The following is a 24,721-nucleotide window of genomic DNA, read 5'->3' as shown; positions in this document are numbered from 1 at the left end:
AACGTTTGAATGGGGTCATTTGATTTAGCTCTCAAGCCTTCTCTAGATAGTAGGGCGCAGGAGAAGCGAATTAATCACAAACCCTTAAGTTAAGGGCTCGCTGCAATTCGGCCAACTCATCTCGATGAGCTGTGACTGTAACGCGGCTCCAAGATTGAGACTTTTCTGACTCAAGGGGTTCAATCTTGAGGGAAACTTGTTCTGGGCGCTTCGCTTTTTGCCAGTAAAAGAAGCCTGCTAGAGGTGCCAGAAGCACGGTCCCTAGCAAAATCTGTGTCAGTCCAGGCAAAAGCATTGATAGTACTAGAGCCAAACACAAAATGCCTGCGGCAGCCAATACCGTTAAGAAGACGGCCAAAAACCAGCTAGGCCGTACCACGCCTTGAAATGTTACTTGGTTTTGGGCTGGATCGAGGGCTGCAACTTTGTAGGCGCGTTGGTCAAAGTATTGTTGCACTCGGTTGAGTAACGATTCCTCTGCCTGTTCTGCAATCAGTTGTACTGCTCGCGTTCTGTCTTTGACGGAAGCTCGAATGAAAAACATGAGACCCACCACCATCAGTAAGGTCATCACGAATATAGATGGCAGAATGGCAGCGTTCATAAAGATGGGGTAGGAATAACAAACGATATCCCTATACTTTACATAAGTATAGAAAGGTTTTAATCTGCTTCTAGTTGGTAGTAGGTGAGACCGCACAACCTTAGCTCTGTTTGGGACTAGCGCGATCGCAGCCTTACGACAGATTCTAGGAACTACGGCCCACCAAGCTTAGTTGTTGTCACCGGGTGGCAAGTTGCCAGTTGCATATCCTTGCCAGAGACGAGATAATTCTTGAGCCCGCTCAGACCACTCTGGACGAATTTGATACATCCGGCGTGGCCGTCCTCGTCCTTCTACCTTGCGCCAATAACCCTGGATGGCTCCTTCATCCTCCAGAAATTTTAGAGCGCTATAAAGGACTGTATCTGAGAGACGATAGGTGCGATACTCGTTCTCTAAAAGTTGAATCAACTCGGTTCCGTAAGAATCCCCTCGCTGCAATACTGACAGGACGTAACAAACGGCGAGTTCTTTATTGAGATAGATCGGTGGGGGATCTTGGAAAAACTGGTAGATATCTTCAAATCGCATGGTTAAACCCATAATTAATCAATCCACTTTAAAGCTAGGGTGTTGACGTTACAGTCTTAGACAACAGCAATAGCGCAAGAGTGCCAACCCATCTGATTAGTCCTCTGTTGCTATCTATTTGCCCTTAGTTGATGTAAGCCTGTGGTGCCTAAACTCGTGGCTAGTTTCTAGAACAGTGAGCTTGGCATGACTTAAAGGAGAGTAGATGCATATTCTCGAAAAGCTCTAGATAGTGCCGTTAACTCTCACACTAGATTCAGAGAGTCATGTTGAATTTAGCTTGGTAATTACAGACTAGAGTGCCCGTCCTTCATCCCCTCTACTCAAGTAATTAGAGGGCGTAATATTAATTCTAGACATTTAATTCTGAGTTCGTCTGCCAGATTTTCATCAGATTTCACCTTTCATCCAAATGGATGATCTGCATGGATTAAAATCTGAGGAGCAACTAAGGGTATAGGCGAGGTTAAGGATAGCAATTAGGGTTGCAGAATAAAGAAATAGGCTGGATTAGAGCGATCGCTCTGTAGGCAATTCATCACTTTGCAACTCTTACCCAAGGTCGTTAAAACAATTTTTTTAACCTACCCCACAAATGGCTGAGCCTGATAACAAATAAAGTTATGCTTTAGTTACCTTGGATAGATGAACAGCCAGGTTATTACGCCCGTTTAGAGCATCATGTTGAATCAGCCAGACTCTTCTGCAATTCCGCCTGCAATTCGTCAAATTGCCACTAACTTCCGCTGGACTGGCTGGATTAGCCTCAGTATCCAAGCAGTCTTAGGGGTTGTTTCTACCGGGGTTTTAATTCTGGCTAGCTTTAGCGGTCGAGCTGGAGCGGCTTCCAATGCCACGCGAGCGGGTACTGGCTTTGGCATTTTCTTTGCTGTCTGTGGATTGGTGGCTTTAGGGATCAGTATCTACTGGTCATTTCGATATGTGCGGATCTCTCGTCAACTACGAGCGCCTAATACTAGCCTGCGCCCTAGTAAGGCAGATACGATTCAACTTTTGCAACTTGGCATTGTGCTCAATCTGGTCGGCATGTTGTTGACCATTGTAGGAGCGGAGGCCATCGTCGGTGGCTTGATTGCCCGAGCGATCGCCCAGCCTCAAAATTCTCCTCTTTTATATGGTGTAAATAATATTCCGACTATTCAGCCCCTCGACTTCTTTGTAGTGCAAGCTAACACGAATACGATCGCGGGCCACTTTGCGGGACTGGTTTCTTCTTTTTGGCTGCTAAATCGGGTTAATCGCTAGAAATTCTCCGAGTCAGAGATGGCAATGACTAGGCCAAGATTTGCTCAATCATGCGGTTGGCTTGTGATTCGTAGCTGCCGCCAAAAAGATTGAAGTGGTTCAAGACGTGGTAGAGGTTATAGAGCGTTTTTCGCTGTTTGTAGCCTGCCTCTAGAGGCCAAGCTTGGTTGTAGCCTTGGTAGAACTCCGGTGGAAAGCCCCCAAATAGTTCGGTCATGGCGATGTCTACCTCGCGATCGCCAAAATAGGTAGCAGGATCAAAAATCACAGGTTCGCCAGTTGCAGCCACCGCAGCGTTACCCGACCATAAGTCTCCATGCACGAGAGCAGGTGGCGGCTGGTGATTGGCTAGCAGTTCAGGAATAGCAGCTAGTAGCCGATCCTGCTTCGGAAAGTGCCCTCCCCGTCGCTGAGCTAGTTTTAACTGATAACCAATGCGGTGTTGAGTAAAAAATTCTGCCCAATCTTTTGTCCAAGGATTGATTTGGGACGTGGAACCAATGGTGTTAGGGCGATCCCAACCGAAACCCACTGGACTGGTTACTTGGTGCATGGCAGCTAACTGGCGGCCCATTGCTTCCCAAGACTGGCGATCGCCCCGTCCCAACTCAATCCACTCCAAAACTATATAAGCGGAGTTTTCTGCCACGCCCCAACAAATCGGTTCAGGAACCCGGACCGTCGGCTGGATTCGCATTTGTTGCAGCCCTAAAGCCTCGGCCTCGAACATAGTAACCTGGGCCGCTTGATTTAACTTGACAAAGTAAGTACAAGCAGTTGGGTCGGATGATTTGTCAGAGCTAGGATTGCCCTTCAGATAACCCTGTAGAGCGTAGCCTTGGTTAATACAACCGCCCCCTACAGAGCGCTGATTGCTGACTTGGAATTCGTATCCTGTGGCTTGAGTGATCTGGGCAGCGATGGTCGTCCACATAACGCTGATTAGAGTCTGATTTAAGCAGCAGGTTTCAGTACCACTACGCCATAGGCCTCGGTGGATAGGTAGCGCTGGGCCGAGGCTTGCAAACTGACCGCATCCAACGCTTGAATGTGCGCGGGGTAGTTGAGGGCTGGAGCCAAATCTCCCACCATTGCTTGGTAGTAGCCATACAAGCTGGCGCGATCGCTGGGGGTTTCGTTGCCAAAGATGAACCGATTCGCCACTTGAGTCCGAACGCGGGCAATTTCTGCTTCGGTGACAGGTTCAGTTTGAATTCGACGGATATGATCGGCGATCGCGGCTTCTACGACTGGAATGTTTTCTGCTGGCAGCTGGGCCGAGATGTAGAAGGCTCCTTGCATCTCAAAAGTGATGTTGCTGGCAGCAATGCTGGTGACAAGCCCTTTCTCTTCTCGCAAGTCGCGGATCAAGCGAGCCGTGCGGCCTTGACCCAAAATGGTTGCCAAGATATCTAGCGCGTAGGTTTCTTGGAGGTCTGCTAATCCAGGGGCGCGCCAGGCCATTACCAAACGAGCTTGCTGCAAGCTATCATCGACGACTTCTTGCCGTACAACTCGGTCAAAGGCAGGCTCTAGGCTGTAGCTGGGCAAATCATGGAGAGAAGATTGAGCAGCGATCGCGGGCCGATGCGCTTGTACCTGGGCGAGGGATGTTTCCACAATCTGGATCAGCTCCTCTACAGGCAAATTGCCTACCACTGCCGCAGTCATCGAGTGGGGCTGATAATGCTGGGTGTGGAAGTCCCGCATTTGCTGGGGAGTTAGTTGCTCAATGACAGAACTAGGGCCAAGCACGGGACGGCGATAAGGTAACTTCTCAAATGCGACTTCCATCGCTTTGGCAAAAGTACGGCGACGTGGATTATCATCCGAGCGACGAATTTCCTCTAAAATCACCGATCGCTCTCGCTCAAAGGCTTCATCTGCAATTTCGGCATTCAGCACCACATCCATTTGTAAAGGTGCTAACTCGGCGAAGTCTTTGGGAGCCGTCGTGATGTAGTAGTGGGTGTAGTCTTGACTGGTGGCAGCGTTCGTCACTGCGCCCCGCTCCTCAATCAAGCGCTCAAATTCTCCACTCGCTAGCTGCGCGGTTCCCTTGAACACCATGTGCTCTAGAAAATGGGCCATGCCATTAATGGCGTCAGTCTCAATCGCTGAGCCTACATTCAGCCAGAGGTTGAGGTTGACCGCTTCAATCGGTAGCTGCTCTGCAACGATCGTCAGGCCATTCGCTAAGCGACGAACCGTGGGTGCGTTCAGTCGAGGAGCCTGGGGCGATTTGATCAGGGTTGGGGTCATGAATCTTCCGAACAAGCTGAGTTCTTCATCTATCTTAGTAAGCGCAGGAGTGCTGTTAGCTAAATGATTACAAGTCCACAACAATTCGTGAAATTGCTAGTGGAGCTGAAGCGATCGCTAAGCAGAACAAAACCAACGCTAAAGAAACTGCATGAAATTCGACATGGCATCCGCCAAGCAGCAGCCAAAACCACGACGGTGAGAAGATGCAATGGCCGTCTGAGCGATTCGGTGTGAGTCTAACAAACCCTGAGTTTAATTGGGGTTCAATTTGGGCAACCATTTCTACCGCCACTATAGTCTGAGCACTGTCTGAGAACTGAGCCGTTTCTTCAAGATTCCATGTAGAAACGATTTGTATTTGTTGAAGTTGGTTTGTTCCAATGCCTCTAATGCGGTATCAGCAGGGCGATCGCTGGTTTTAATGTAAGTTCAAGACGGCAATTCAAGACCCCCTTTCGTCCCAGAAAAAACAGCACCTGCCTATAATTTATTAAGAAATATAAAGAAGTTAAGAATTTGCGTTTATGGGCAGCAAGGGCGATCGCGTGGTTGTGGTAGGAGCAGGCATTGGTGGTCTGACCACAGCCGCATTACTGGCTCATCGTGGTTATCAAGTTCTTGTTTTAGACCAAGCGTTAGTTCCGGGGGGCTGTGCTTCTACCTTTAAACGTCGCGGCTTTACCTTTGATGTGGGAGCAACTCAAGTTGCGGGGCTAGAACCAGGCGGCATTCATCATCGAATTTTTAGTGAGCTAGAAATTGAGCCTCCGGAGGCAACACCCTGCGACCCTGCCTGTGCCGTTTTGCTTCCGGGTGAAACTGAACCGATTCATGTTTGGCGCGATCCAGACCAGTGGCGAGCTGAGCGACAGCGACAATTTCCGGGCAGCGAACCGTTTTGGCAACTTTTAGCTGATTTGTTTCGCTACAGTTGGGCCTTCCAAGGGCGCGACCCAATTTTGCCGCCCCGCAATATTTGGGATTTTTGGCAGCTCACCAAAGCAGTACGGCCTGATACGCTTCTAACTTTGCCCCATACTTTTTCGACCGTGGGGGATGCGCTGCGTGGCTATCGCTTAGCTGATAACTTGCGCCTGCGAACTTTCTTAGATTTGCAACTGAAGCTTTACTCCCAAGTAGACGCGGAGAACACAGCTCTGCTTTACGCAGCTACAGCTTTAGGAGTGTCTCAAGCGCCCCACGGGTTGTTTCACTTACAGGGCAGTATGCAGGTGCTCAGCGATCGCCTGGTGCAAGCTCTAGAGCGAGATGGGGGTCGTTTACTGATGCGCCACAGCGTCGAGCAGATTCACGTAGAAGCAGGGGTCGTGAAGGCGGTCACGATTCGTAATCAGAAAACCAATGACGTTTGGACAGAACCTGCTGATCAGGTGGTGGCAAATGTCACGGTGCAAAACTTAGTGCCGCTGCTGGGCGAAGCCATTCCCTCTGGCTACCAACAACGAGTTGATAAATTACCTCAAGCGTCTGGAGCGTTTGTGATTTATCTCGGCGTAGACCAAAGTGCCATTCCTGGCGGATGCCCGCCTCATCTTCAGTTTCTCTACGATTACGATGGGCCAATTGGGGAAAATAACTCGTTGTTTGTCTCGGTAAGCCATCCTGGGGATGGCCGTGCCCCAGAAGGCCAGGCTACTATCGTGGCTTCTTCTTTTACCGATCCGACGCTGTGGTGGCAGTGCCCCAACTATGAAAGCTTGAAGCAGCAATATACCGAAACAGCGATCGCGCGGCTCAGCCAATTCTTCCATCTCACACCAGAGACCATCCTGCACCAAGAATCGGCCACGCCCCGAACTTTTGCCCACTACACCGGACGCGAACAGGGCATTGTGGGTGGCATTGGGCAGCGAGTCAGCACCTTCGGCCCTTTTGGGTTTGCCAATCGCACGCCGATTCAGAAGCTTTGGTTGGTAGGTGACTCCACTCATCCAGGCGAGGGCACTGCAGGAGTTAGTTACTCAGCCCTGACAGTTGTTCGGCAAATTGAGGCAAACTCAGAGAAGGGCAGGCCGTAAGCTTGCCATGATTTCTCTGGCGATCGCGAATTCCTATGGAGTCAACTTGGGCAGCGCGGCATCGTGAAGCAGTTTCCCTCCAAGCGCAGGGACGCTTTCAAGCAGCAGAACAGCAATATCAGGCCATTTTGCGAGTCCAGAGTCAAGCAGACGCAGTTTGGCACGATTTGGGCTGGCTTTATTCCCAAATGGGGCAGTACCAATTAGCGGCTCAAGCGCTGCTGAAAGCCCTCGAACTCAATCGCCAACAACCTAGCTATCACTACAAATTAGGCTTAGTTCTGGAGAAACTAGGCGATCGCGATCAGGCGGTCCAAGCCCACCGCAACGCTATTCAACTCAATGAAAAATTGAGTGATGCCTACAGCGAGCTAGGGCGATTGTTAATGGCATCCAGTAAGCTCGATGAAGCAGAAAGGGTGTATCAGCAGGCGATCGCCGTTCATCCCCAGCAGGCTCAGAGCTATTTCCAGCTAGGTCAAGTGCTGGCGGCTAAAGCTCAATTTCCAGAAGCGATTAAAGCTTATGAAGTAGCGCATCAACTTAATCCTAGCGACCCCCAGACTTTGCAAGAATTGGGTCAAGCTTTGGATCTACAAGCTAGTCGCTATCAAGCCAGAGCCGCTTTCTACCGAGGGTCAAGTTTCTACTGCCAAGAAAAGTATGCAGCAGCAGCAGAGCAATATCAGGAATTCATCCACATTCCCAACCTTGAAGCAGCCGCCCCAACAATGCAGCGGGCTTATAAGTACTTGGGAGAATGCTTACAAAAACTAGAGCAGTCTGCCGAGGCGATCGCCCTATATTACCAAGGGATTCAACGCTATCCAGAAGCTAATGAGTTTTATTACGAGTTGATAGCACTGCTGCAAAATTCTGGACAGGTTGAGAAGGCGATCGCCGCTTCTACTCAAGGCTTACAACATCTTCCTAATGATCTACATCTGCTGCGAGCACAGCACCTAATGCTCCCCATTCTGTATCAGAATGCAGCTGAGATTGAACAGTGGAGAGAGCATTTTATTTCAGGGTTAAATTACTTAGTAAAAACTATTGATTTAACAACACCTGAAGTAGCCCAAAAAGCGCTATTGGGAATTGGCTACCAAACTAATTTCTATTTGCAATATCAAGGTCGAGATGATTTAGCGCTACAGGTTCAGTATGGGCAGCTAATGCATCAAATCATGGCCACCAACTATCCTGATTGGGTCAAGCCGCTGCAGGTAAAACCTCGTTCTCTACAGCCTAATCAGCAGCGAAAGATCCGAATCGGTTATATTTCAAATTTTCTGTGGCAGCATACAGTTGGTAAACTCTTTGTTGGCTGGATTCGTCATCATAATTCAGACCAATTTGAGCTGTACTGCTATCACCTGGGGCCAGCAGTTGACCAGATAACAGAGCAAATTCGTCAGCATAGTCATGAGTTCAATCATTTACCTTTGCAAGAAGTTCTAGAGGCAGATTTTCAAAATATTGGAAGCAAAATTCGGGCTGATCAACTCGATATTTTGGTGTTCCTAGACATTGGCATGCATCCTTTTGTGACCTCGCTTGCGGGATTGCGCCTCGCCCCAATCCAATGTGTCACTTGGGGACATCCGATTACATCTGGTTCCCCTACAATCGATTATTTCCTTTCTAGTGACTTGATGGAGCCAGAAACCGCAGAAGCTCACTACTCAGAGAAGTTAGTGCGTCTGCCCAATATCGGTATTAGTTACACCAAACCACAACTGCCACCCCTCACTAAATCACGATCGAATTTTCAGATTCCGCAAGATGCAATCGCCTATTTGTGCTGCCAATCTTTATTCAAATATCTCCCTCAATACGATTACATTTTTCCGGCGATCGCTCAGCAAGTGCTGCAAGCTCAATTCATTTTTATTTCTGGTTTTGATCCAGGATTAACTCAGCAATTTGAACAGCGTTTAGAAGCTGCTTTTGCTCAATATCATCTCAGCTACCGATCGCACTGTGTTATTTTGCCGAAACAAAGCCAGATTGATTATTGGCAAATTAATCTACTATCAGATATTTTCTTAGATACTTTTGCTTGGTCTGGCGGCAACACCACTCTAGAAGCGATCGCCTGTAACTTACCTATCGTCACTTGCCCCGGCGAGTTTATGCGAGGACGGCATTCTTACGCGATTTTGCAGAGATTGGGTGTAACTGCAACAATTGCTAAAGACGAAGCCGCATACATTGAAATAGCCGTTAAATTAGGTTTGGATTGTGATTGGCGAAGTCAAGTTGTGCAGCAAATGAGCGATCGCCAGTCATTTCTTTATGATGATTTAACTTGTGTCACAGCTTTAGAGGAATTCTACCAGCGCGTCATTGGGAATCACTAAAGCAATAAATTTTGGTCGTTGTAACGACTTCTGATTTAGAGCTGCTTAGAGTTAAGAGAATAGTATGGAAAATTGGCAAACTTTATATCAAGAAGCAACAGCTCTAGAAAAGCAAAATTCTTTAACAGCAGCAGAACAGAAATATCAGCAAGCTTTACAATTAGAGCCTAAGCAAGCAGAAATCTGGAGTGACTTAGGACATCTTTATTATCGAATGGGTCGTCATCAAGAGGCTTTTTCAACGCTATCACAAGCGTTAGAAATCAGCCGCTTCACGGCTCTGCATCATTACCGTTTAGGTATGGTATTTGAGCAACTTCAGCAAACCGAATCAGCGATTCAAGCTTATGAAAACACGATCAAGCTAGATGCCAACTTGGTAGAGGCTTACTTAGCTTTAGGACGAATCTTCGTTACTCGATCACAATTTGATGCTGCCATTAGCAACTATTTAATCGCTCACGATCGCAATCCTCGGGATGTCAAAATTTTAAGTGATTTAGGGCAAGCCTATGAATTGCAAGCTAATGAATCAGAGTTGAGGTCTGATTTTTATCTAGGATTTAGCTATTACCGTCAAGGCAATTATGCAGCCGCGATCGCTCCTTACGAGAAGTTTCTCGCATCTCTAACACCAGCAATTGCCTCAGAGGCTATCGAGCGAGTGTATCGTTATTTAGGCGACTGCTTGCAACATCTCAATCAATCCCAGAGAGCCGCCGAAATTTACCAAGCCGCAGTAAAGCAGTATCCTCAAAAGCCTGATTTCCACATTAATTTGATTGCAGCTTTACGGAACAGCGGCCAAACGAGAACCGCGATCGCCGCAGCCGCTACAGCCGCTCAGCTCTTTCCAGATATGGTGCTGTTTGAGCGCGATCGCCACCTAGTTTTGCCAATTCTGTACGAGTCAAGCACAGAGATCTCAACTTATCGACAGCAGTTTAACCAAGGTTTAGCTCAGCTGATTCAATATGTGCAATCAAGAGCTGATGTTAATAGTGCAGAAAGTCGCGCTGTTTTTTTGAAGGGCTTAGGGTCTCAAACCAATTTCTATTTGCATTACCAAGGCCAAAATGATCTGGAGCAGCAAGTTCAATTTGCTCAGTTACTTCATCAACTAATGGCTGCGCAATATCCTGAATTGATGCAGCCTTTAGCGACTAAAAAACCAAGTGTTAGGCAAAAAATTCGGGTTGGTTATGCCTCTGCTTGTATGTGGAAGCAAACAGTTGGAGTGCTGTTTTTAGGCTGGTTGCGGCATAGCGATCGCCAAAATTTTGAGATTTACTCCTATCACTTGCATCCCCATTCCGATGAGCATACGGAAAATTTCCGAGCTTCTAGTGATGTTTTTCGTCATCTGCCTGTTAAAGAAGCGATCGAATTGGATTACATCCAAGCGGTCGGTGAACAAATTAGAAAAGACGAGCTTGATATTTTAGTGTTTCTGGATGTAGGAATGCATCCTTATATGAGCTTATTTTCTAGTCTGCGTCTGGCCCCAGTTCAATGCGTTACTTGGGGGCATCCAGTTACTACAGGCTCTCCCACCATCGACTATTTTTTATCGAGTGAATTGATGGAACCTGAAGATGGAGACAAACATTATTCAGAAGAACTAGTACGTTTACCTAATATTAGTATTGCCTACAGTCCACCTGACCTAAGTGAAGCCACAAAAACTCGCGCTGATTTTGGATTGCGAGAAGATGCAGTTCTATATTTATCCTGTCAAACTCTATTTAAATATCTCCCTCAATATGATTACATTTTTGCTGCGATCGCTCAACAAGTACCGCAAGCACAATTTGTTTTTATTTCGCACAAAAGTGCTGCGATTACTGAAAAGTTCTCTCAGCGTTTAGAGCGAGCTTTTGCTCAGTATGGCCTCAAAAGCCCTGACTACTGCGCGATTTTGCCTCGCCAAGGGCACAATAGCTACTTAAGCTTAAATGGCATTGCTGACGTGTTTCTAGATACATTTAGTTGGTCAGGAGGCAATACTGCTCTAGAGGCGATCGCTTGTCACTTACCTGTGGTGACTTGCCCTGGAAAAATGATGCGTAGCCGCCACTCCTACGCCGTGCTCAAACAATTAGGAATGACAGAGGCGATCGCTGCTAACGAGGCAGAATACATTCAAATTGCAGCTCGTTTAGGCCTAGATCCCAAGTGGCGTCATCAAATCTCCCAAAAAATCAAGGCTGCCCATTCCCGCCTTTATGACGATATTACCTGTGTCAAGGCATTAGAAAATTTCTATCAAAAGTCGTTCATCAACAAGCTTTTTTAGCCTCCAATTCAAGATAACTTTGAATTCAAAACCAATGATTAATCAATCCATTCAGCAAACAGCTAATCCTTTAAAACTATATTTGGGTTGTGGCCGAAAAATCAAACCAGGGTATATCAATGTAGACCAATATTTAGCTGGTCCAAATATTACCCAAATGGATATTTTTAATTTGCCATTTCCTCCAAGTAGTGTGGATGAAATTTTTACTGAGCACATGCTAGAGCATCTGAGTAAGTATGAGGTGCCTCAAGTATTAAAAGAGTGGGCTAGAGTTCTAAAGCCGGAAGGCCAACTCGTCATGAATTTGCCCAACCTAGAATGGTGCTTGCGGCAATGGCTTGATAAACCCGAATCAGAGCGTTGGGGCTGGCAGCTTGATACTATCTTTGGTCTTCAAAGTCATCCGGGTGAGTTTCACAAAACTGGTTTTACGGCTCCTCGATTACGTCAATTGCTCGCAAAAGCTGGCTTTCGTGACATTAGCATTGCAGATTGTTGGTCCCACGGACAGAGCTGTTTTTGGGTAGAAGCTAGTAAAGCGCATAAAAATACAAATCCTTTAGATAAGGTAGCTTATTCCACGAGTATCGTTGTGCCTTGGTGGGATCACGGTGAGTTATTAGAAATTTGGGGACGCAACTTAAAGCATTTATCTGATATTGAAATTATTTTTATTGACAACGGTAGTCAACCCCCTACCAGAGATGCTCTAAAGAGATTTTGTCAGACTCATAATATTAAGTTAATTCGCAATTCTGAAAACCGAGGTTTTGCCGCAGCAAATAATCAAGGAATTCAAGTTGCCAGCAACGAGTATATTTTATTTCTTAATAACGACATTGAGGTGTTGACTACTCCGGTTCCCTACCTATGTCAGCTTGCTGGCGAAGGATTGGCAGGCCCAGGCCCTAAACAAACTGAAACTGGGGAAGTTTATTTAGAAGGCTGGGCTTTGTGTGTCAAAAAACAGGTTTTAGAAAGCTTTGGTGGTTGGTGCGAAGACTATGGGCCAGGATATTGGGATGATGTTGACTTCTGTCATCGCGCTAAATCCAGTGGGTATTCACTCACTCCAATTCCTGAAGATATTAAGCATCAATTATTTACCCATAACCAAAATACAACAGGTCGAGATGGGCGACTCAATCAATTGAAGTTGCATGTCCGTAATCGCGGCATTTTTATTCAAAAGTATTACCTGAATAAAATGCCTAAGATTGTCATTGATGGCATGTTCTTTCAGTTTTCTAATACTGGTATTGCTCGTGTTTGGTCAACTTTGTTAGCGGAATGGTCTAGAAGCAATTTTGCTGATCATCTTTTAGTGTTAGACCGTAATGGTTCTGCGCCGAGAGTTCCTGGGATTCGCTATCGCCTCATTCCGCCCTATAGCTATAGCAACGCTGCTCTCGATCGCGCCATTCTTCAGCAAATTTGTGACGAGGAGCAGGCTAGCTTATTTATTTCCACTTATTACACCACTCCGATTTCAACGCCTTCGGTATTCATGGCCTATGACATGATTCCGGAGCAAATTGGCTGGGATGTAGACGAGTTTATGTGGCGGGTCAAGCACTATGCCATTCAGCATGCTGACCGTTACATCGCAATTTCTCAAAATACTGCACGGGACTTAGCTAAACTCTTTCCTTACATTGCTCCGGAAGCGATCGCCGTTGCGCCTTGTGGGGTACAACCCAGTTTTGTCCCGGCTGGTGACGCAGAGGTGAATGAGTTTAAACAGAAGCACCAGATTACGCAACCCTATTTCTTGATGGTCGGCACGAGAAACGGCTACAAGAACACCATTTTGTTTTGCAAAGCCTTTGCCAAACTCGCGAATGCTGCCAACTTCAGTATTGTTTGCACAGGTGGAAACTCCACGCTGGAACCTGATCTGAGTGCTTGTTTACCCGCAGGCACTAGAGTTCATCTGCTGCAACTCAACGATGCCGAATTACGAATGGCCTATGCTGGAGCGATCGCGCTCGTATACCCTTCCCAGTACGAAGGCTTTGGGCTACCTATTTTAGAAGCAATGGCTTGTGGTTGTCCTGTCATTACTTGCCCCAATGGTTCCATCCCAGAGGTGGCGGGTCAAGCTGCCCTTTACGTCAAGGCCTCAGATGTTGCAGGACTGACTGCCGCGCTGCAAAATGTGCAGAACCCAACTTTGCGCGACCCACTAATCAAAGCAGGCTTAGAGCAGGCTAAACAATTCTCTTGGCTCCAGATGGCGAAAACTGTGAGTGAAACGTTGATGGCAGCAGCTCAGCAAGCACCTCCATCAACGCCCTACAGTGCTCCAATGACGATCGCAGCGGTGGATAATCGACGCTTAATTGCTCTAGATAGCAGCTCTGACACCAGTTCTGGTATTAGCCCTATTGCCAGCCCTATTAGCCAAGCGGCTCTGCCACCTCAGCCTGTAGCGCTCTCTTTACCCACGCCACCCGCAAACCTCGAAACCTATGAGCAGTACCAGCAGATGGGCAGAAGCTTGATCGCAGAGCATCAGCTAGAAGATGCCATTCAAGCTCTGGAAAAAGCTCACCAACTGAGCCCTCGCGATCCGGTTGCGCTCCAGGATTTGGGCACTGCCTATAAAGCCAAGGCAGATGAGTCTCGCATGCAGGCCGACTTTTATCTAGGCTTCGCTTTGTACCGCCAAGGCAAATACCAAGCGGCGATCGAGCGGTATCAGAAGTTTCTCAGGTCCGAGAAAACAGGAGTCGCCCCGGAACTAATTCAGCGAGTTTATAAGTGCTTGGGCGATTGTTTTCAGCGCTTGGGGCAGTACGACGCGGCCATTCAGCTCTACCGGGAAGCGGTGCAGGCTTATCCGACTGCCACAAAGCTTTACTTTGACCTAATTTCTGCCTTGCGAGATGACGGCCAAACTGAAGCCGCGATCGCCGCTGCTACCGATGCTTTGAGTTTGCTACCGAATGATCTTTCTCTCAAGCTAGCCCAGCAGTTAACTTTACCTATTCTGTACGCAACCACCGAGGAGATTGCAGTATCTCGGCAGCGGTTCAGTCAAGGCTTAGCCCGCATTGGGGCTGAACTCGACTTATCTACGCCAGAAGCTAGCAAAAATGCCCTTGAAGGTATTAGTCGTTACGCTAACTTCTATCTGGCTTACCAGGGTGAAAACGATCGCGCTTTACAACAACAATACGGGCTGTTGGTGCATCAGATTATGGCGACCAACTATCCCCAGTGGGTGCAAGATCGACCGATGCCACCTTTAAGTCCAAGCGGCAAAATTCGCATTGGCTACCTATCAGACTGTCTACGGTTGCATACAGTCGGCAAGTTGTTTTTGGGTTGGCTGCGTCATTGCGATCGCGAAAAATTTGAAATTCATTGCTATTCCCTGAATCGAGAGCAGGACGCGATTACGCAGGGAATTCAACGTTACAGCGATGCCTTTCATCAGATTTCTGGCGATTTGACAGGCATGTGTCAGCAAATTCTAAACGATGAACTACACGTACTCACGTTCCTCGACATTGGCATGCATCCCAAAGCTAGCCAGATTGCCAGTCTGCGTTTGGCTCCGGTGCAATGTCTGACTTGGGGGCATCCGGTGACATCGGGCTTACCCACGGTTGACTATTTCCTCTCTAGCGACCTGATGGAACCAGAGAATGGCGAGGAACACTACTCCGAGCAATTGGTGCGGCTACCCCAAATCGGTATTGCCTATGCCAAACCTACTATTCCCGAGCTAATTAAGACTAGAGCTGATTTTGGATTGCGCCCCGATGCGGTGGTCTATTTGTCTTGTCAGTCACTGTTCAAGTACCTGCCGCAGTACGACTTTGTGTTTGCCGCGATCGCCCAACAAGTCCCCGACGCCCAGTTTGCTTTTCTCGCTCACTTTAGTGCTGCTGTCACTGAAAAGTTTCGTCAGCGCTTACAGCGGGCTTTTGCAGCCGTGGGCTTAAACAGCGAGGACTATTGTGTGATTTTGCCTCGACAAAACCAAGCAGGGTATTTGCAGCTCAATTTACTGTCCGATATCTTTTTGGATACGTTTGACTGGTCTGGCGGCAATACCACCCTAGAGGCGATCGCCTGTAACTTACCCGTCGTCACTTGCCCAGGCGAATTTATGCGAGGACGACATGCAGCAGGAATTTTGCAAGCTTTGAGCATCCCGGAGGCGATCGCGGCTACTCCAGAAGAATATGTGGCGATCGCAGTTAAGTTAGGGCTAGATTCTGCGTGGCGGCAGGAGATCGAGCAGCGCATTACCCAAGGCCATGCCCAACTTTTTGATGACTCAAGTTGTGTGAAAGCGCTTGAGTCCTTTTATCAACAGGTGGCTCAAGGGAGTAGCTCCAAACTTTAGTTGATCGGGCGAATCTGTGGAGGAGTGGGTTCTACAAGAACTTTAGGAGGTTCAGGGGGTTGTAGAGCCTTCCGCCACTCGCCAATTTGGAGCTGGGCTTGGGCATAGGCTTCCGTACGAGCGGGAACCTTTTGGGCGATCGCGATCGCACTGGGTAAGTCATAGTTGGCTTGGTTTTGGGCCAGCACTAAAATAGATTGGCTCCACTGATTGATGGCGGATTCAGCATCAATTCGTAGGGAACTGGAGGCGGGAATTTGATCCGCTTTTTGGATCGCCGCTGCTAAGGCATCTGGGGTTGCGGCAGTCGCTAAGCTTTGAGCTTCCTGCCAATTTTGCTCTGCTTGAATTAGGCTGCGCCAAGAGCGGATTTCATCCTGCGCCTCATCATAGAGCGCCCGACCAGAGGTGATTTGGTCGGCGGTAGCGATCGCACTGGGCAAATCTCCACTGCTCGCAAAGGCTCTTGCTTGGTCTAGGTAGGGTTGGTCTTGCTGCCGCTGAATTTCCCTGGTCCACTGGCGGATCTTGTCTTGGGCCTCACCGTACAAAGCGCGACCTGGACCGACTTGGCTGGCCTCATTAATCGCGGATTGCAGCGAGTTAGCATCTCCCGCCAAGGCATATTCATCCGCGCGATCGAGGTAAGGCCGATCTTCCGTAGTTTCAATTTGGCCGCGCCAGCGAGCAATTTCTTTCTGAGCTTCATCCCAGCGAGGATTGGAGCGGTTGACCAAACTTGCTTCTGCGATCGCCGATCCTAAGGCATTCGGAGTCCCCCCTTGCGCTAATTGACGGGCCCGATCGAGATGGGCGACACCTTCAATTTCTCGCTGCCAGCGGGTAATCAACTGCTGGGCTCTAGCGTACATGGGACGCTTACGATCGAGCTTTTGCGCTTGAGCGATCGCGGCTTCTAAGTCTGCGACCGTCCCTTGCCAGGCTTGAGCTTGAGCATCAGCCAGATCAATAAAGTCTTGCGCTTCTTCCTCTAAGTTGGCACTATCAGGAATCTTACGGGCAATGGCGATCGCTTCTGTTGCGTTGCGTTCCTCTAGCGTCGCTTGGGCTAAGTTCAGCATTTTGCGACCAAACTTGGCGATCGCGGTTTGTGCCTCTTTATAGATGTAACTGTTGGGGCTGATCGACTCCGCCAACTTAACCGCCTTGAGCAAATTGTCGAGACCGCCAATATCCGCCAGTTCTTCGGCCTTGGCTAACTTGTTGCCTTCTTCCCTAGCAACTCGAATGCGCTCGTTGAGTTCTTGATACTTCGTGGTTTCCCAATAGGTATTACCCACGTAAAGCAAGCGCACTGCCTCGGTAAAGGCTTGATGCCACTTGCGCTCTCGCATGGCGGATTCTGATTTTTGATAAATCGCCTCTGCCTTCTCCCAAATCGATTGCCAGCGCTCGATCCGTTCATTCACAAGGGCATGAGCCGATGTGTTTTCTGGAATCTTGCGAGCTGTAGCGATCGCTTCGTCAAGCTTGCCGGCGTTGAAAGAAGTCTCAGCCAAGTTGAGGATATCTGATGACCACTGTTGAATCGAGCGGTCAATATCGGACCGCAAAGGATGATCGGGAGGCAAGTTGTGAACTAGCGCGATCGCCTCTAGCAAATTCTTCACGGTCTGCTTGTTGGCTGCAACTTGAGCACAGTAGAGCCGCATGGAAGCAGATGCCATCGGCCAGAAGATCGAGGGGCAATTCGGCAACGCAGGTGATCGGACCAACAACGCCACCGAGACAACTGCCGCTCCTCCCGTAAGCAACAAGGTAGTCAAGCCCCAAAATCTTATGCTTGTGGGCAATCGTAACCGTCTGCGATCGCGCGGGCTAGGGGGCTGAGTCAGCGGCGGGGGAGCAGACCCCGGTACGGCATAAGCAGGTTGCTCCGTCTGACCGAGCGTCGAAACCACAGGCCGAACTGGGTCTGGAGGTACAGCTCTGACCACAGGACGCGGAGTCGGATGGGTTGAGGGGCGAGGAGCAGGGGGGCGGTCGGGGTTGCTTGAATTCTTCATCCGGAGAGGCCGATCGGCTGGCCTACGGTCTGGAGTTCCGCGATCTCTGGTCATAGCCCACCTAACAACTCCCACCTAACAATTCGTAGTGCAGCGGCTCTGGCTGCTCCAAAGCAAATGCAGTAGTTGTCATCCTACCCTCCTCAAGCCCCAAAAAGTCAAATCTTTAGGTTTAGATGACACTCTTCGTAGACTTTCTCTAGCCTCCCGGACTTTCGTTAGGATTCGGCTCGCAACTCGGAAATCAGTTGCGCTAGTTCATCACTGCTGGCTTGATAAACCTCATTACAGAAGTGACAGGTGGCTTCAGCGCCGTTGTCTTTTTCGATCATGTCTTGCAGTTCCGTTTCGCCCAAAATCTTGAGCGCCCCTAGCATGCGATCGAAGGAGCAACCACAGTGGAACCTGACTAACTGAGTTTCTGGAAAGATTTCTAATCCCATATCACCCAACAGTTGCTCGAACATTTCTGGCAGCGTTTTGCCTGCTTGCAACAGCGGGGTAAACCCAGACAATTGGCCAATGCGAGACTCTAGAGTTGCTACTAGTTCTTCATCGCGAGCCGCTTTAGGCAAGACTTGGATCAACAAGCCTCCTGATGCGGTTACACCTTCCGCACCGACGAATACGCCCACCACCAAGGCTGAAGGAGTTTGCTCGGAAGTCACTAAATAGTTGGCGATGTCCTCCCCAACCTCACCAGAGACGATCTCTACAGTGCTGGAGTAGGGATAGCCATAGCCCACATCCCGCACCACATACACATAACCTTCGTGACCTACCGCACCACCGACATCCAATTTGCCTTTGTCATTGGGAGGTAGCTCAATTTCTGGATTATCGACATATCCGCGAACAGTTCCATCTAAGCCCGCATCGACTAAAATGCCGCCCAAAGGTCCATTGCCGCGAATCCGGATGTTGATTCGCGATCCGGGCCGTTTCATACTGGAGGCCAACAGCAATCCGGAGGACATGGTACGCCCCAGAGCTGCTGTTGCTACATAGGAGAGCTGATGCCGCTGTCTAGCTTCTTCGGTGAGGCGAGTTGTAATCACTCCTACCGCTCGAATGCCGCCATCAGCCGCAGTTGCCCGCATTAACTGATCCGCCATGAAAAAACCTTACATTTCTTAATTCACTATTTCTATTCTAAGTTGTGGGTTGATGGCCTTGGGAGCGATCGCCAGGATCTCGCCAAGGTCTTTCTGGTCCTGAAGCAAGCCAGGGACGCAGCCAAAGCGATCGCGTTGCTCACGGTTCGGCTAAGAACTGCCTGAACTTGGCATACTGAAAGAACTAGAGAACCAACTGATCTGCGGAGCCGCCATTCAAGCTTATGTGGGGTACTTTTCAACAAAGCAACTTGCGAATTGAGGTCAACGCCTCAGCCGCTAACATTCGGGATAGTTTGCTCCAACCCGCTCAACTGCAAAAGTGGTTGTGGCCAGAACGCTTATCCCCCGGATTGCCAGAACAGTTGCATGCTGGGCTATCATTTACCAGTTGGCTGGGTCCGATCGCAATTCAGCATCAGGTGGATGTGGCGGAACCAAATTGTCTGCGCTTGCTCTTAAGTCAAGGCGTTGATGGCTTCCATGAGTGGTGCTGGGGCGACGGTTGGCTGCAATCGCGGCTGGAAGGGGTTTCGCTCCTACCGCTAAATGCGGGGCAAACCGTGGCGCTTTTGAGTTTGCGGCAATTCTTAGCCAGACAGTCTGACAGCTAATGCCTTTAAGTTTGAGGGTTATAGAGCGAGTGGCAGAACTGGTGGGCAGCAGAGTGTAGTGATTCATGCTGGCTAAAACTTCGCTGTCTGGAAGCCGAGTCCGATTAACTAGTTGGATGCCCCAAGACTTACCCGCTTTGGCGCATTGGTATCAACAATCTGACTTTTTACGGTTGTTAGATGCTCAGCCTGCTTACCCCTACTCTGAAGCGTTTTTAGGTCAATGGTTAGAAGAACGCCAAAAATCTAATCATGCTTTCATCTTTGCGGTGCGTGCTGTCAGCAGCAATGAGCCTGCGGTTACAGCCCCCAATGACATGCTATTGGGCTATGTAGAACTAGACGGCATCCTGTGGAATCACCAAGTGAGCTGGATCAGCATTGCCATTGGGGAGGAGCACTGGGGCCACGGTTATGGCTTTGAGGCGATGCAACTGGCGCTGACCTTTGCCTTCGAGGAGCTAAACCTGCACCGTATCCAACTCACTGTCTTTAGCTACAACGATCGCGCGATCGCCCTATACGAGAAGCTTGGGTTTCAGCGTGAAGGCGTGTATCGAGAGTTTATCCATCGCAGCGGCGATCGCCACGATATGTATCTTTACGGTCTCCTCCGTCCCGAATGGAAAGACAAGTTCGGTTAATTGGTCCTAATCTTGTGTTGTCAATTCAATCAAGCGCTGGTTTTGATCGAATTTTGCTGTAATTACGCGATCGCCGTTAAACCGTCCCAGTACATAGTTCTCTCGCTCTGAAACTTCTAAGTTGTAAAAGCTGAGGTAATAGGCAAAGGCTTGGCGATGATTGCTGAGTGCAAAAGTTGAAATGAACTGGGGAAACACAAAGGCAATTCGGGCGATCGGGTCATCAATCGGCCAACGATAATTGGCTTGCTTGAGTAAGACGAACAAAGCTCCACCTGCATAGGGAGCGCAGTAATAAGCATTCGCTTTGCAAAGCCCACTCGCAACCATTGATAAAGCATGGCCGTTGATTTCATCGCTAAGCGATAGTTGTGGTTGCTTAAGTTCAGCAATTGCAGCGCGATCGCCAAAAGCCGCTAACTCCAATGCATCTTGCAACAACTGTTCAGGAATATGACTCTCTGCATTAGCCCAGCTCCACAACCAGGTTTGGCTACTATCTGACTCACTGCCTAGAATTTGCACTGGAAAGGTCAAAGTTTCATTAAACTCCAACGTGCCAGCTTCCATGTCAAACCACCAAGTATGCTCGCCGAGCAATTCACTCAAACACAACTGTTGATCGAAAGCTGCGGCTCCATGATCCAACAAAAGTTCTGCAAATGTCGTTACCATTGCTAGCTCTGATAGTTTTAGTTAAGGTGAGCAGCTTGGTGCAACGGAATTGTAATCACGAACTCGGTGCCTTGACCCAGTTGGGAGGTGCAAGCCAGTGAGCCACCATGCTTTTCGGTGACGATTTGATAGCTGATTGACAGCCCCATGCCTGTGCCTTTGCCCACCGCTTTAGTTGTGAAGAAAGGATCAAAGAGTCGTTGCTGGATGGCGGCAAGAATGCCTAAACCATTGTCTGAAATCCGAATGATTGCCTCCTGATGAGGAGTTAGTTCGGTTTGAATTTGAATCGTGGGGATAAAATGCTTACCCTGCTCTAGCGCCTCCTCTAGTGCATCAATGGCATTACTCAAGATATTCATAAACACCTGATTCAGTTGGCCGACGTAGCATTCTACCCGTGGCAAATCGCCGTAATGCTTAATCACTGGAATTTCAATGCGATCGCTCTTAGCTTTGAGGCGATGCTGCAAAATCATCACGGTGCTGTCGATGCCATCATGTAGGTCTACTGCTTTCACCTCGGCCTCATCCATGCGCGAGAAAGTCCGCAGCGAAGTCACGATCTTCTGAATCCGCTCGGCTCCCACCTGCATCGAATCAAGCAGCTTCGGCAAATCCTCTAACAGAAACTCTAGATCAATGGCCTCTGCTTCAGCAGCGATCGCTGGAACTGGCGTGGTGTAGTATTCCTGGTAAAGCTGCACCAAGCCCAACAGATCTTGCGTGTAGGTGCGAGCATGGCTGAGGTTGCCATAAATAAAGTTGACTGGGTTATTAATTTCGTGGGCGACTCCTGCCACTAATTGCCCCAGGCTCGACATCTTTTCGCTTTGCACCATTTGGGCCTGGGTGCGCTGGAGTTCTTGCAGGGCGGCGGCCAGGTCTGTGGTTTGCTGTTGCAATTGCGCTTCTGCTTGTTTGCGCTCCTCTTCAACCAGCTTCCGTTCACTAATATCTGTCACGGTGCCTACATAACCTACCACTCCGCCCTCAATGCCCTTTTCTGCCACTGCCTGACCAAAAACCCAGGAAATGGAGCCATCAGGACGCTGAAAGCGATACTCCAGGCGGAAGGCTTGTTTAGCCTGGATAGATTGTTGCCATACGAGCGAGACGCGATCGCTATCTTCAGGATGAATCGCCCCCGCCCAACCGATACCCTTAGCTGTTGAGGGAGTCAGACCCGTAATCTGACACCAGCGCTGATTGACATAGATACAGCCACCCTCGGCATCGGTCCGAAAGATGCCCACCGGAACCGTGGCAGCCAAAGTGGCATAGCGCTTCTGGCTCTGACGCAAAGCTTCTTCCGTCTGTTTGCGCTCGGTCGCATCCGTGCCCACCGACAGGATTTCTACCAATTGATTTTGTTCATCCAAAATCGGTTTATTCGCCCAGGCAATCCACACCCGTCGTCCATCTTGGCAGCGATTTTCATTTTCGTTGTGAGCGTAGTCCTCGGGGTGCTGATGAATGGCGATCATCAGCATTTGCAGATCTCGGCCAGAGGTTTCGGTTTCAGGAACGATGGTGCCAACCACATTCTGACCAATCAGTTCGCCTGTGGCAAAGCCAAAAAAGCGGGCTCCGTAATCATTAATAAACCGAACCGTGCCAGTTGTATCCCAGCGGAGAATGATACAGTTAGCCGTCTGCACTAGGTCGCGATACTGGGCTTCACTAGCTTTGAGCGCTTCTTCGGTTTGCTGGCGCTCGGTAATATCGCGAGCAGTGGCGTAGATCAGCCCTTCTTGCGCGTAGGGTGTGGAAGTCCAAGAGAGCCAGCGGTAGGAGCCATCTTTGCAACGGTAGCGGTTCTCGAAAGAAATGCTGCCTTTGCCACTCAGAAGTTTGGCCGCCTCGGCAGCGGTCGTTGATTGATCCTCAGGATGGACAAAATCAAGGAATGGCTGAGCCGTCAACTCCTCAGTTGTGTAACCCAGTGTGTGCTCGAAGGCGGGGTTGATCCGCTTGAAGTAGCCATCCACTCCAGCAATGCCCAACATATCGCCAGCCAGGGTAAAGAAGCGATCGCGCTCTGATTCCGCTTGCTGGCGTTCATCCTCTGCCCGTTTGCGTTCGGTAATGTCCTCCACCATCGCCACAAAGAATTGAAACTGCCCCCTGGCATCTCGAATGGTGGAAACGGTTAAGTTGGCCCAGACTAAGGTACCGTCAGCACAAAGAAAACGGCGTTCTCGCTGAAAACTGTCTCTCGTGCCCATGATGCAAGCTAGACACAAGGGTTCTTCGATCGCCCAATCTTCCGGCAAGGTCAGGTCTTGAGGGGTCATGGTGGGTAATTCGGCTGCGTTGTAGCCCAGCAATTGTTGCCAGCAAGAATTAGCTTGGCGAAACTTCAGGTCTGGCCCCACGACCGCAATTCCCATGCCAGAGTTTTCAAAGATGGCTCGGAAGCGTTCTTCACTGGCTTCGCGATCGCCAATTTCCTGCTGGAGTCGAGCGACGAGTTGCTGCAACTTGGCGGTTCGGACTTCCACCCGACACTCTAATTCTTCGTTGGCTTGTTGCAGGGCCAATTCTGCCTGCTTGCGCTTAGTGATCACTTGGGTAAACATGATCAAGCCGCCCACTTCGCCAGTGCGCTCGTACCAAGGCCGTACTTCCCACTTCAGCCAATCTGCCGTGCCATCTGCTCTGGCAAACACTTCTTCGTCACAGCATTCCACCGCTCCTGCCAAACAACGTTGGTGCACCTCCCGCCAGCGATCGGGAACTTCTGGAAAGAGGTCGTAGTGACAACAACCTTGAATGTCGCGATCGCCTAAACCGTAGTCTTCTAGCCAGCGGCGGCTCACCATCAGGTAGCGCATCTCGCGATCGAGCATCGCCACTGCCGCAGGGGTATGTTCGATGAATAAGCGCACTTGCTCTTCACGCTGTTGTAGAGCCAGAGCTGATCGCTGGCGTTCTGCTTCGATTTGCTGGCGTTCGTTTTCGACACGCTTCGCTGCGCTGATGTCGCGAATGCTGCCAATCAGCAGAGTATTGCCTGTGTCATCCACAAAGACTGATTTTTTCGTGGCAATGACATAGGTTTCTCCACGGATATTGGTAAAGCTCTCCTCGTTTTCCTGAGGCCTGCCCGTCGTGAAGGTCAGCTCATCTTGCCGCCAAAAGACCTCTGATTGGTGTTGCGGAAAGAAATCATAATCTGATTTGCCTAGTAAAGTCTCGCGGCTATGGCCTAAAAACTCGCAGAAGGCATCATTGAGAAACAGCCATCGGTGTTGACGATCCTTGATGAAAATGGGGTCAGGCATCCCATTAATCACTTTCATTAGAAAGCTTTGGGACAAGGTTAAGTCGTTTACCGAAGTCTGCATGGTTGGTAGTGCCGAGAAATCGCTAGGCGGATGCTATCTCCATAATTCCCCCTAAGTTCAAATCGGCTTACATACAACCAAAAGAGGTAAAAAAAGCTACCCATTCATCTACTCACAACAGCCCTCCCAGTTTTCCCTACCACAGGATTAACTAGTAATCGACAAACAGTGCCAATGCTCTACACAACTCTCACCTGTAATTTGCAGGCTCAGCAGTTGCGCTAATTGTTCAGCTTTAATCTGGTTGCCTTGCTCAAAATCGCAAACGTGAATGTCAACCGTGACCTTGCCTTTCTCTGGCCAGAAGTGCAGAGCCACATGGGATTCCGCTAGCATGGCGATCGCAGAAATGCCGTGGGGCTGAAAGGTAAATGCCAGCTCTCCTACTATCGTCAACCCGACTTGCCCAACCACGCTTTGCAGCAAGCTGAGAAAATCAGCTTCTGTCCAGTAATATACAGCGGCGGCAGCCGGAAGAATCGCGGAGAGATGGTGAGAGCTAAGTGTGGAGGTGGTCATGAGCGATCGCCAATCATCTATAAAAAAGGGAAAAATCTAAAAAAAAGGAG

At 49.1% G+C, this 24,721-nt stretch carries 17 protein-coding genes; 8 read left to right on the top strand and 9 right to left on the bottom strand.

Going from position 1 to position 24,721, the window contains the following annotated elements; genetic code table 11:
• Positions 1-70: 70 nt before the first annotated feature.
• Complete coding sequence (locus tag H6F72_RS01495) at positions 71-604, bottom strand: cofactor assembly of complex C subunit B (protein WP_190431259.1); 534 nt, start codon at positions 602-604, stop codon at positions 71-73.
• A 168-nt stretch (positions 605-772) separates the two neighbouring features.
• A complete protein-coding gene (locus H6F72_RS01490; protein WP_190431957.1) occupies positions 773-1,135 on the bottom strand; it encodes a PadR family transcriptional regulator in 363 nt (120 codons plus the stop codon).
• A 681-nt stretch (positions 1,136-1,816) separates the two neighbouring features.
• On the opposite strand from H6F72_RS01490, the gene H6F72_RS01485 reads away from it, so the two are divergent.
• Positions 1,817-2,401 carry a DUF3611 family protein gene (locus H6F72_RS01485; RefSeq protein ID WP_190431258.1) on the top strand — a complete coding sequence of 195 codons (585 nt, stop codon included), beginning with the start codon at positions 1,817-1,819 and terminating at the stop codon, positions 2,399-2,401.
• A gap of 28 nt (positions 2,402-2,429) precedes the next feature.
• On the opposite strand, the gene H6F72_RS01480 is transcribed toward H6F72_RS01485, so the two are convergent.
• Positions 2,430-3,335, bottom strand: coding sequence for a fructosamine kinase family protein (locus H6F72_RS01480; RefSeq protein WP_190431257.1), 906 nt, complete (start codon positions 3,333-3,335; stop codon positions 2,430-2,432).
• A gap of 20 nt (positions 3,336-3,355) precedes the next feature.
• Positions 3,356-4,663: a pitrilysin family protein gene (locus H6F72_RS01475; protein ID WP_190431256.1), complete on the bottom strand. Its 1,308-nt coding sequence runs from the start codon at positions 4,661-4,663 to the stop codon at positions 3,356-3,358.
• Positions 4,664-4,726: 63 nt separating this feature from the next.
• Here H6F72_RS01475 and H6F72_RS01470 point away from each other — a divergent pair, with 63 nt between their 5' ends.
• From H6F72_RS01470 to H6F72_RS29565, 5 genes are all read left to right on the top strand, one after another.
• The gene (locus H6F72_RS01470) at positions 4,727-4,900 is read left to right on the top strand and encodes a hypothetical protein (RefSeq protein WP_190431255.1); all 174 of its coding nucleotides are present in this window, start codon (positions 4,727-4,729) and stop codon (positions 4,898-4,900) included.
• A gap of 290 nt (positions 4,901-5,190) precedes the next feature.
• Entirely contained in the window at positions 5,191-6,705 is a 1,515-nt protein-coding gene (crtD, locus tag H6F72_RS01465; protein WP_190431254.1) for a C-3',4' desaturase CrtD, read from the top strand.
• Positions 6,706-6,740: 35 nt separating this feature from the next.
• Entirely contained in the window at positions 6,741-9,068 is a 2,328-nt protein-coding gene (locus H6F72_RS01460) for a glycosyltransferase family 41 protein (RefSeq protein ID WP_190431253.1), read from the top strand.
• Between the two features lie 64 nt (positions 9,069-9,132).
• Positions 9,133-11,364 (top strand): tetratricopeptide repeat protein, encoded by a 2,232-nt coding sequence (locus tag H6F72_RS01455; RefSeq protein WP_190431252.1) that lies wholly within the window; start codon positions 9,133-9,135, stop codon positions 11,362-11,364.
• 34 nt (positions 11,365-11,398) lie between these two features.
• Complete coding sequence (locus tag H6F72_RS29565) at positions 11,399-15,727, top strand: glycosyltransferase (RefSeq protein WP_199298818.1); 4,329 nt, start codon at positions 11,399-11,401, stop codon at positions 15,725-15,727.
• Here the strand turns inward: H6F72_RS29565 and H6F72_RS01435 are convergent.
• Together H6F72_RS01435 and hslO are read right to left on the bottom strand one after the other, a co-directional pair.
• The gene (locus tag H6F72_RS01435) at positions 15,724-17,808 is read right to left on the bottom strand and encodes a chromosome segregation ATPase (RefSeq protein WP_190431251.1); all 2,085 of its coding nucleotides are present in this window, start codon (positions 17,806-17,808) and stop codon (positions 15,724-15,726) included. The two genes, H6F72_RS29565 and H6F72_RS01435, sit on opposite strands and share 4 nt — an antisense overlap.
• A 164-nt stretch (positions 17,809-17,972) precedes the next feature.
• Positions 17,973-18,869, bottom strand: coding sequence for an Hsp33 family molecular chaperone HslO (gene hslO, locus H6F72_RS01430; RefSeq protein ID WP_190431250.1), 897 nt, complete (start codon positions 18,867-18,869; stop codon positions 17,973-17,975).
• Positions 18,870-19,093: 224 nt separating this feature from the next.
• Between hslO and H6F72_RS01425 the strand changes: the two genes are divergently transcribed.
• Together H6F72_RS01425 and H6F72_RS01420 are read left to right on the top strand one after the other, a co-directional pair.
• Positions 19,094-19,483, top strand: coding sequence for a hypothetical protein (locus H6F72_RS01425; protein WP_190431249.1), 390 nt, complete (start codon positions 19,094-19,096; stop codon positions 19,481-19,483).
• A 65-nt stretch (positions 19,484-19,548) separates the two neighbouring features.
• Complete coding sequence (locus H6F72_RS01420; protein WP_190431248.1) at positions 19,549-20,127, top strand: GNAT family N-acetyltransferase; 579 nt, start codon at positions 19,549-19,551, stop codon at positions 20,125-20,127.
• A gap of 6 nt (positions 20,128-20,133) precedes the next feature.
• Here the strand turns inward: H6F72_RS01420 and H6F72_RS01415 are convergent, their stop codons facing one another.
• The 3 genes from H6F72_RS01415 to H6F72_RS01405 all read right to left on the bottom strand — a co-directional run bounded on the left by H6F72_RS01415 (position 20,134) and on the right by H6F72_RS01405 (position 24,671).
• Positions 20,134-20,802: a DUF6882 domain-containing protein gene (locus tag H6F72_RS01415; RefSeq protein WP_190431247.1), complete on the bottom strand. Its 669-nt coding sequence runs from the start codon at positions 20,800-20,802 to the stop codon at positions 20,134-20,136.
• A gap of 17 nt (positions 20,803-20,819) precedes the next feature.
• Positions 20,820-24,152: a PAS domain S-box protein gene (locus H6F72_RS01410; protein WP_190431246.1), complete on the bottom strand. Its 3,333-nt coding sequence runs from the start codon at positions 24,150-24,152 to the stop codon at positions 20,820-20,822.
• A gap of 147 nt (positions 24,153-24,299) precedes the next feature.
• Positions 24,300-24,671 (bottom strand): S-adenosylmethionine decarboxylase family protein, encoded by a 372-nt coding sequence (locus tag H6F72_RS01405; protein ID WP_190431245.1) that lies wholly within the window; start codon positions 24,669-24,671, stop codon positions 24,300-24,302.
• Between the last annotated feature and the right edge of the window lie 50 nt (positions 24,672-24,721).

Source organism: Trichocoleus sp. FACHB-46, from assembly GCF_014695385.1.
Classification (GTDB): domain Bacteria; phylum Cyanobacteriota; class Cyanobacteriia; order FACHB-46; family FACHB-46; genus Trichocoleus.
The sequence above is the reverse complement of the archived record's forward strand: the minus strand, read 5'-3'. Positions and strand labels throughout refer to the sequence as shown.

Coding starts and splice junctions, on each gene's coding strand:
- H6F72_RS01495 (WP_190431259.1), bottom strand. CDS start 604: ATGAACGCTGCCATTCTGCCATCTATATTCGTGATGACCTTACTGATG.
- H6F72_RS01490 (WP_190431957.1), bottom strand. CDS start 1,135: ATGCGATTTGAAGATATCTACCAGTTTTTCCAAGATCCCCCACCGATC.
- H6F72_RS01485 (WP_190431258.1), top strand. CDS start 1,817: ATGTTGAATCAGCCAGACTCTTCTGCAATTCCGCCTGCAATTCGTCAA.
- H6F72_RS01480 (WP_190431257.1), bottom strand. CDS start 3,335: ATGTGGACGACCATCGCTGCCCAGATCACTCAAGCCACAGGATACGAA.
- H6F72_RS01475 (WP_190431256.1), bottom strand. CDS start 4,663: ATGACCCCAACCCTGATCAAATCGCCCCAGGCTCCTCGACTGAACGCA.
- H6F72_RS01470 (WP_190431255.1), top strand. CDS start 4,727: ATGATTACAAGTCCACAACAATTCGTGAAATTGCTAGTGGAGCTGAAG.
- crtD (WP_190431254.1), top strand. CDS start 5,191: ATGGGCAGCAAGGGCGATCGCGTGGTTGTGGTAGGAGCAGGCATTGGT.
- H6F72_RS01460 (WP_190431253.1), top strand. CDS start 6,741: ATGGAGTCAACTTGGGCAGCGCGGCATCGTGAAGCAGTTTCCCTCCAA.
- H6F72_RS01455 (WP_190431252.1), top strand. CDS start 9,133: ATGGAAAATTGGCAAACTTTATATCAAGAAGCAACAGCTCTAGAAAAG.
- H6F72_RS29565 (WP_199298818.1), top strand. CDS start 11,399: ATGATTAATCAATCCATTCAGCAAACAGCTAATCCTTTAAAACTATAT.
- H6F72_RS01435 (WP_190431251.1), bottom strand. CDS start 17,808: ATGACCAGAGATCGCGGAACTCCAGACCGTAGGCCAGCCGATCGGCCT.
- hslO (WP_190431250.1), bottom strand. CDS start 18,869: ATGGCGGATCAGTTAATGCGGGCAACTGCGGCTGATGGCGGCATTCGA.
- H6F72_RS01425 (WP_190431249.1), top strand. CDS start 19,094: ATGTGGGGTACTTTTCAACAAAGCAACTTGCGAATTGAGGTCAACGCC.
- H6F72_RS01420 (WP_190431248.1), top strand. CDS start 19,549: ATGCTGGCTAAAACTTCGCTGTCTGGAAGCCGAGTCCGATTAACTAGT.
- H6F72_RS01415 (WP_190431247.1), bottom strand. CDS start 20,802: ATGGTAACGACATTTGCAGAACTTTTGTTGGATCATGGAGCCGCAGCT.
- H6F72_RS01410 (WP_190431246.1), bottom strand. CDS start 24,152: ATGCAGACTTCGGTAAACGACTTAACCTTGTCCCAAAGCTTTCTAATG.
- H6F72_RS01405 (WP_190431245.1), bottom strand. CDS start 24,671: ATGACCACCTCCACACTTAGCTCTCACCATCTCTCCGCGATTCTTCCG.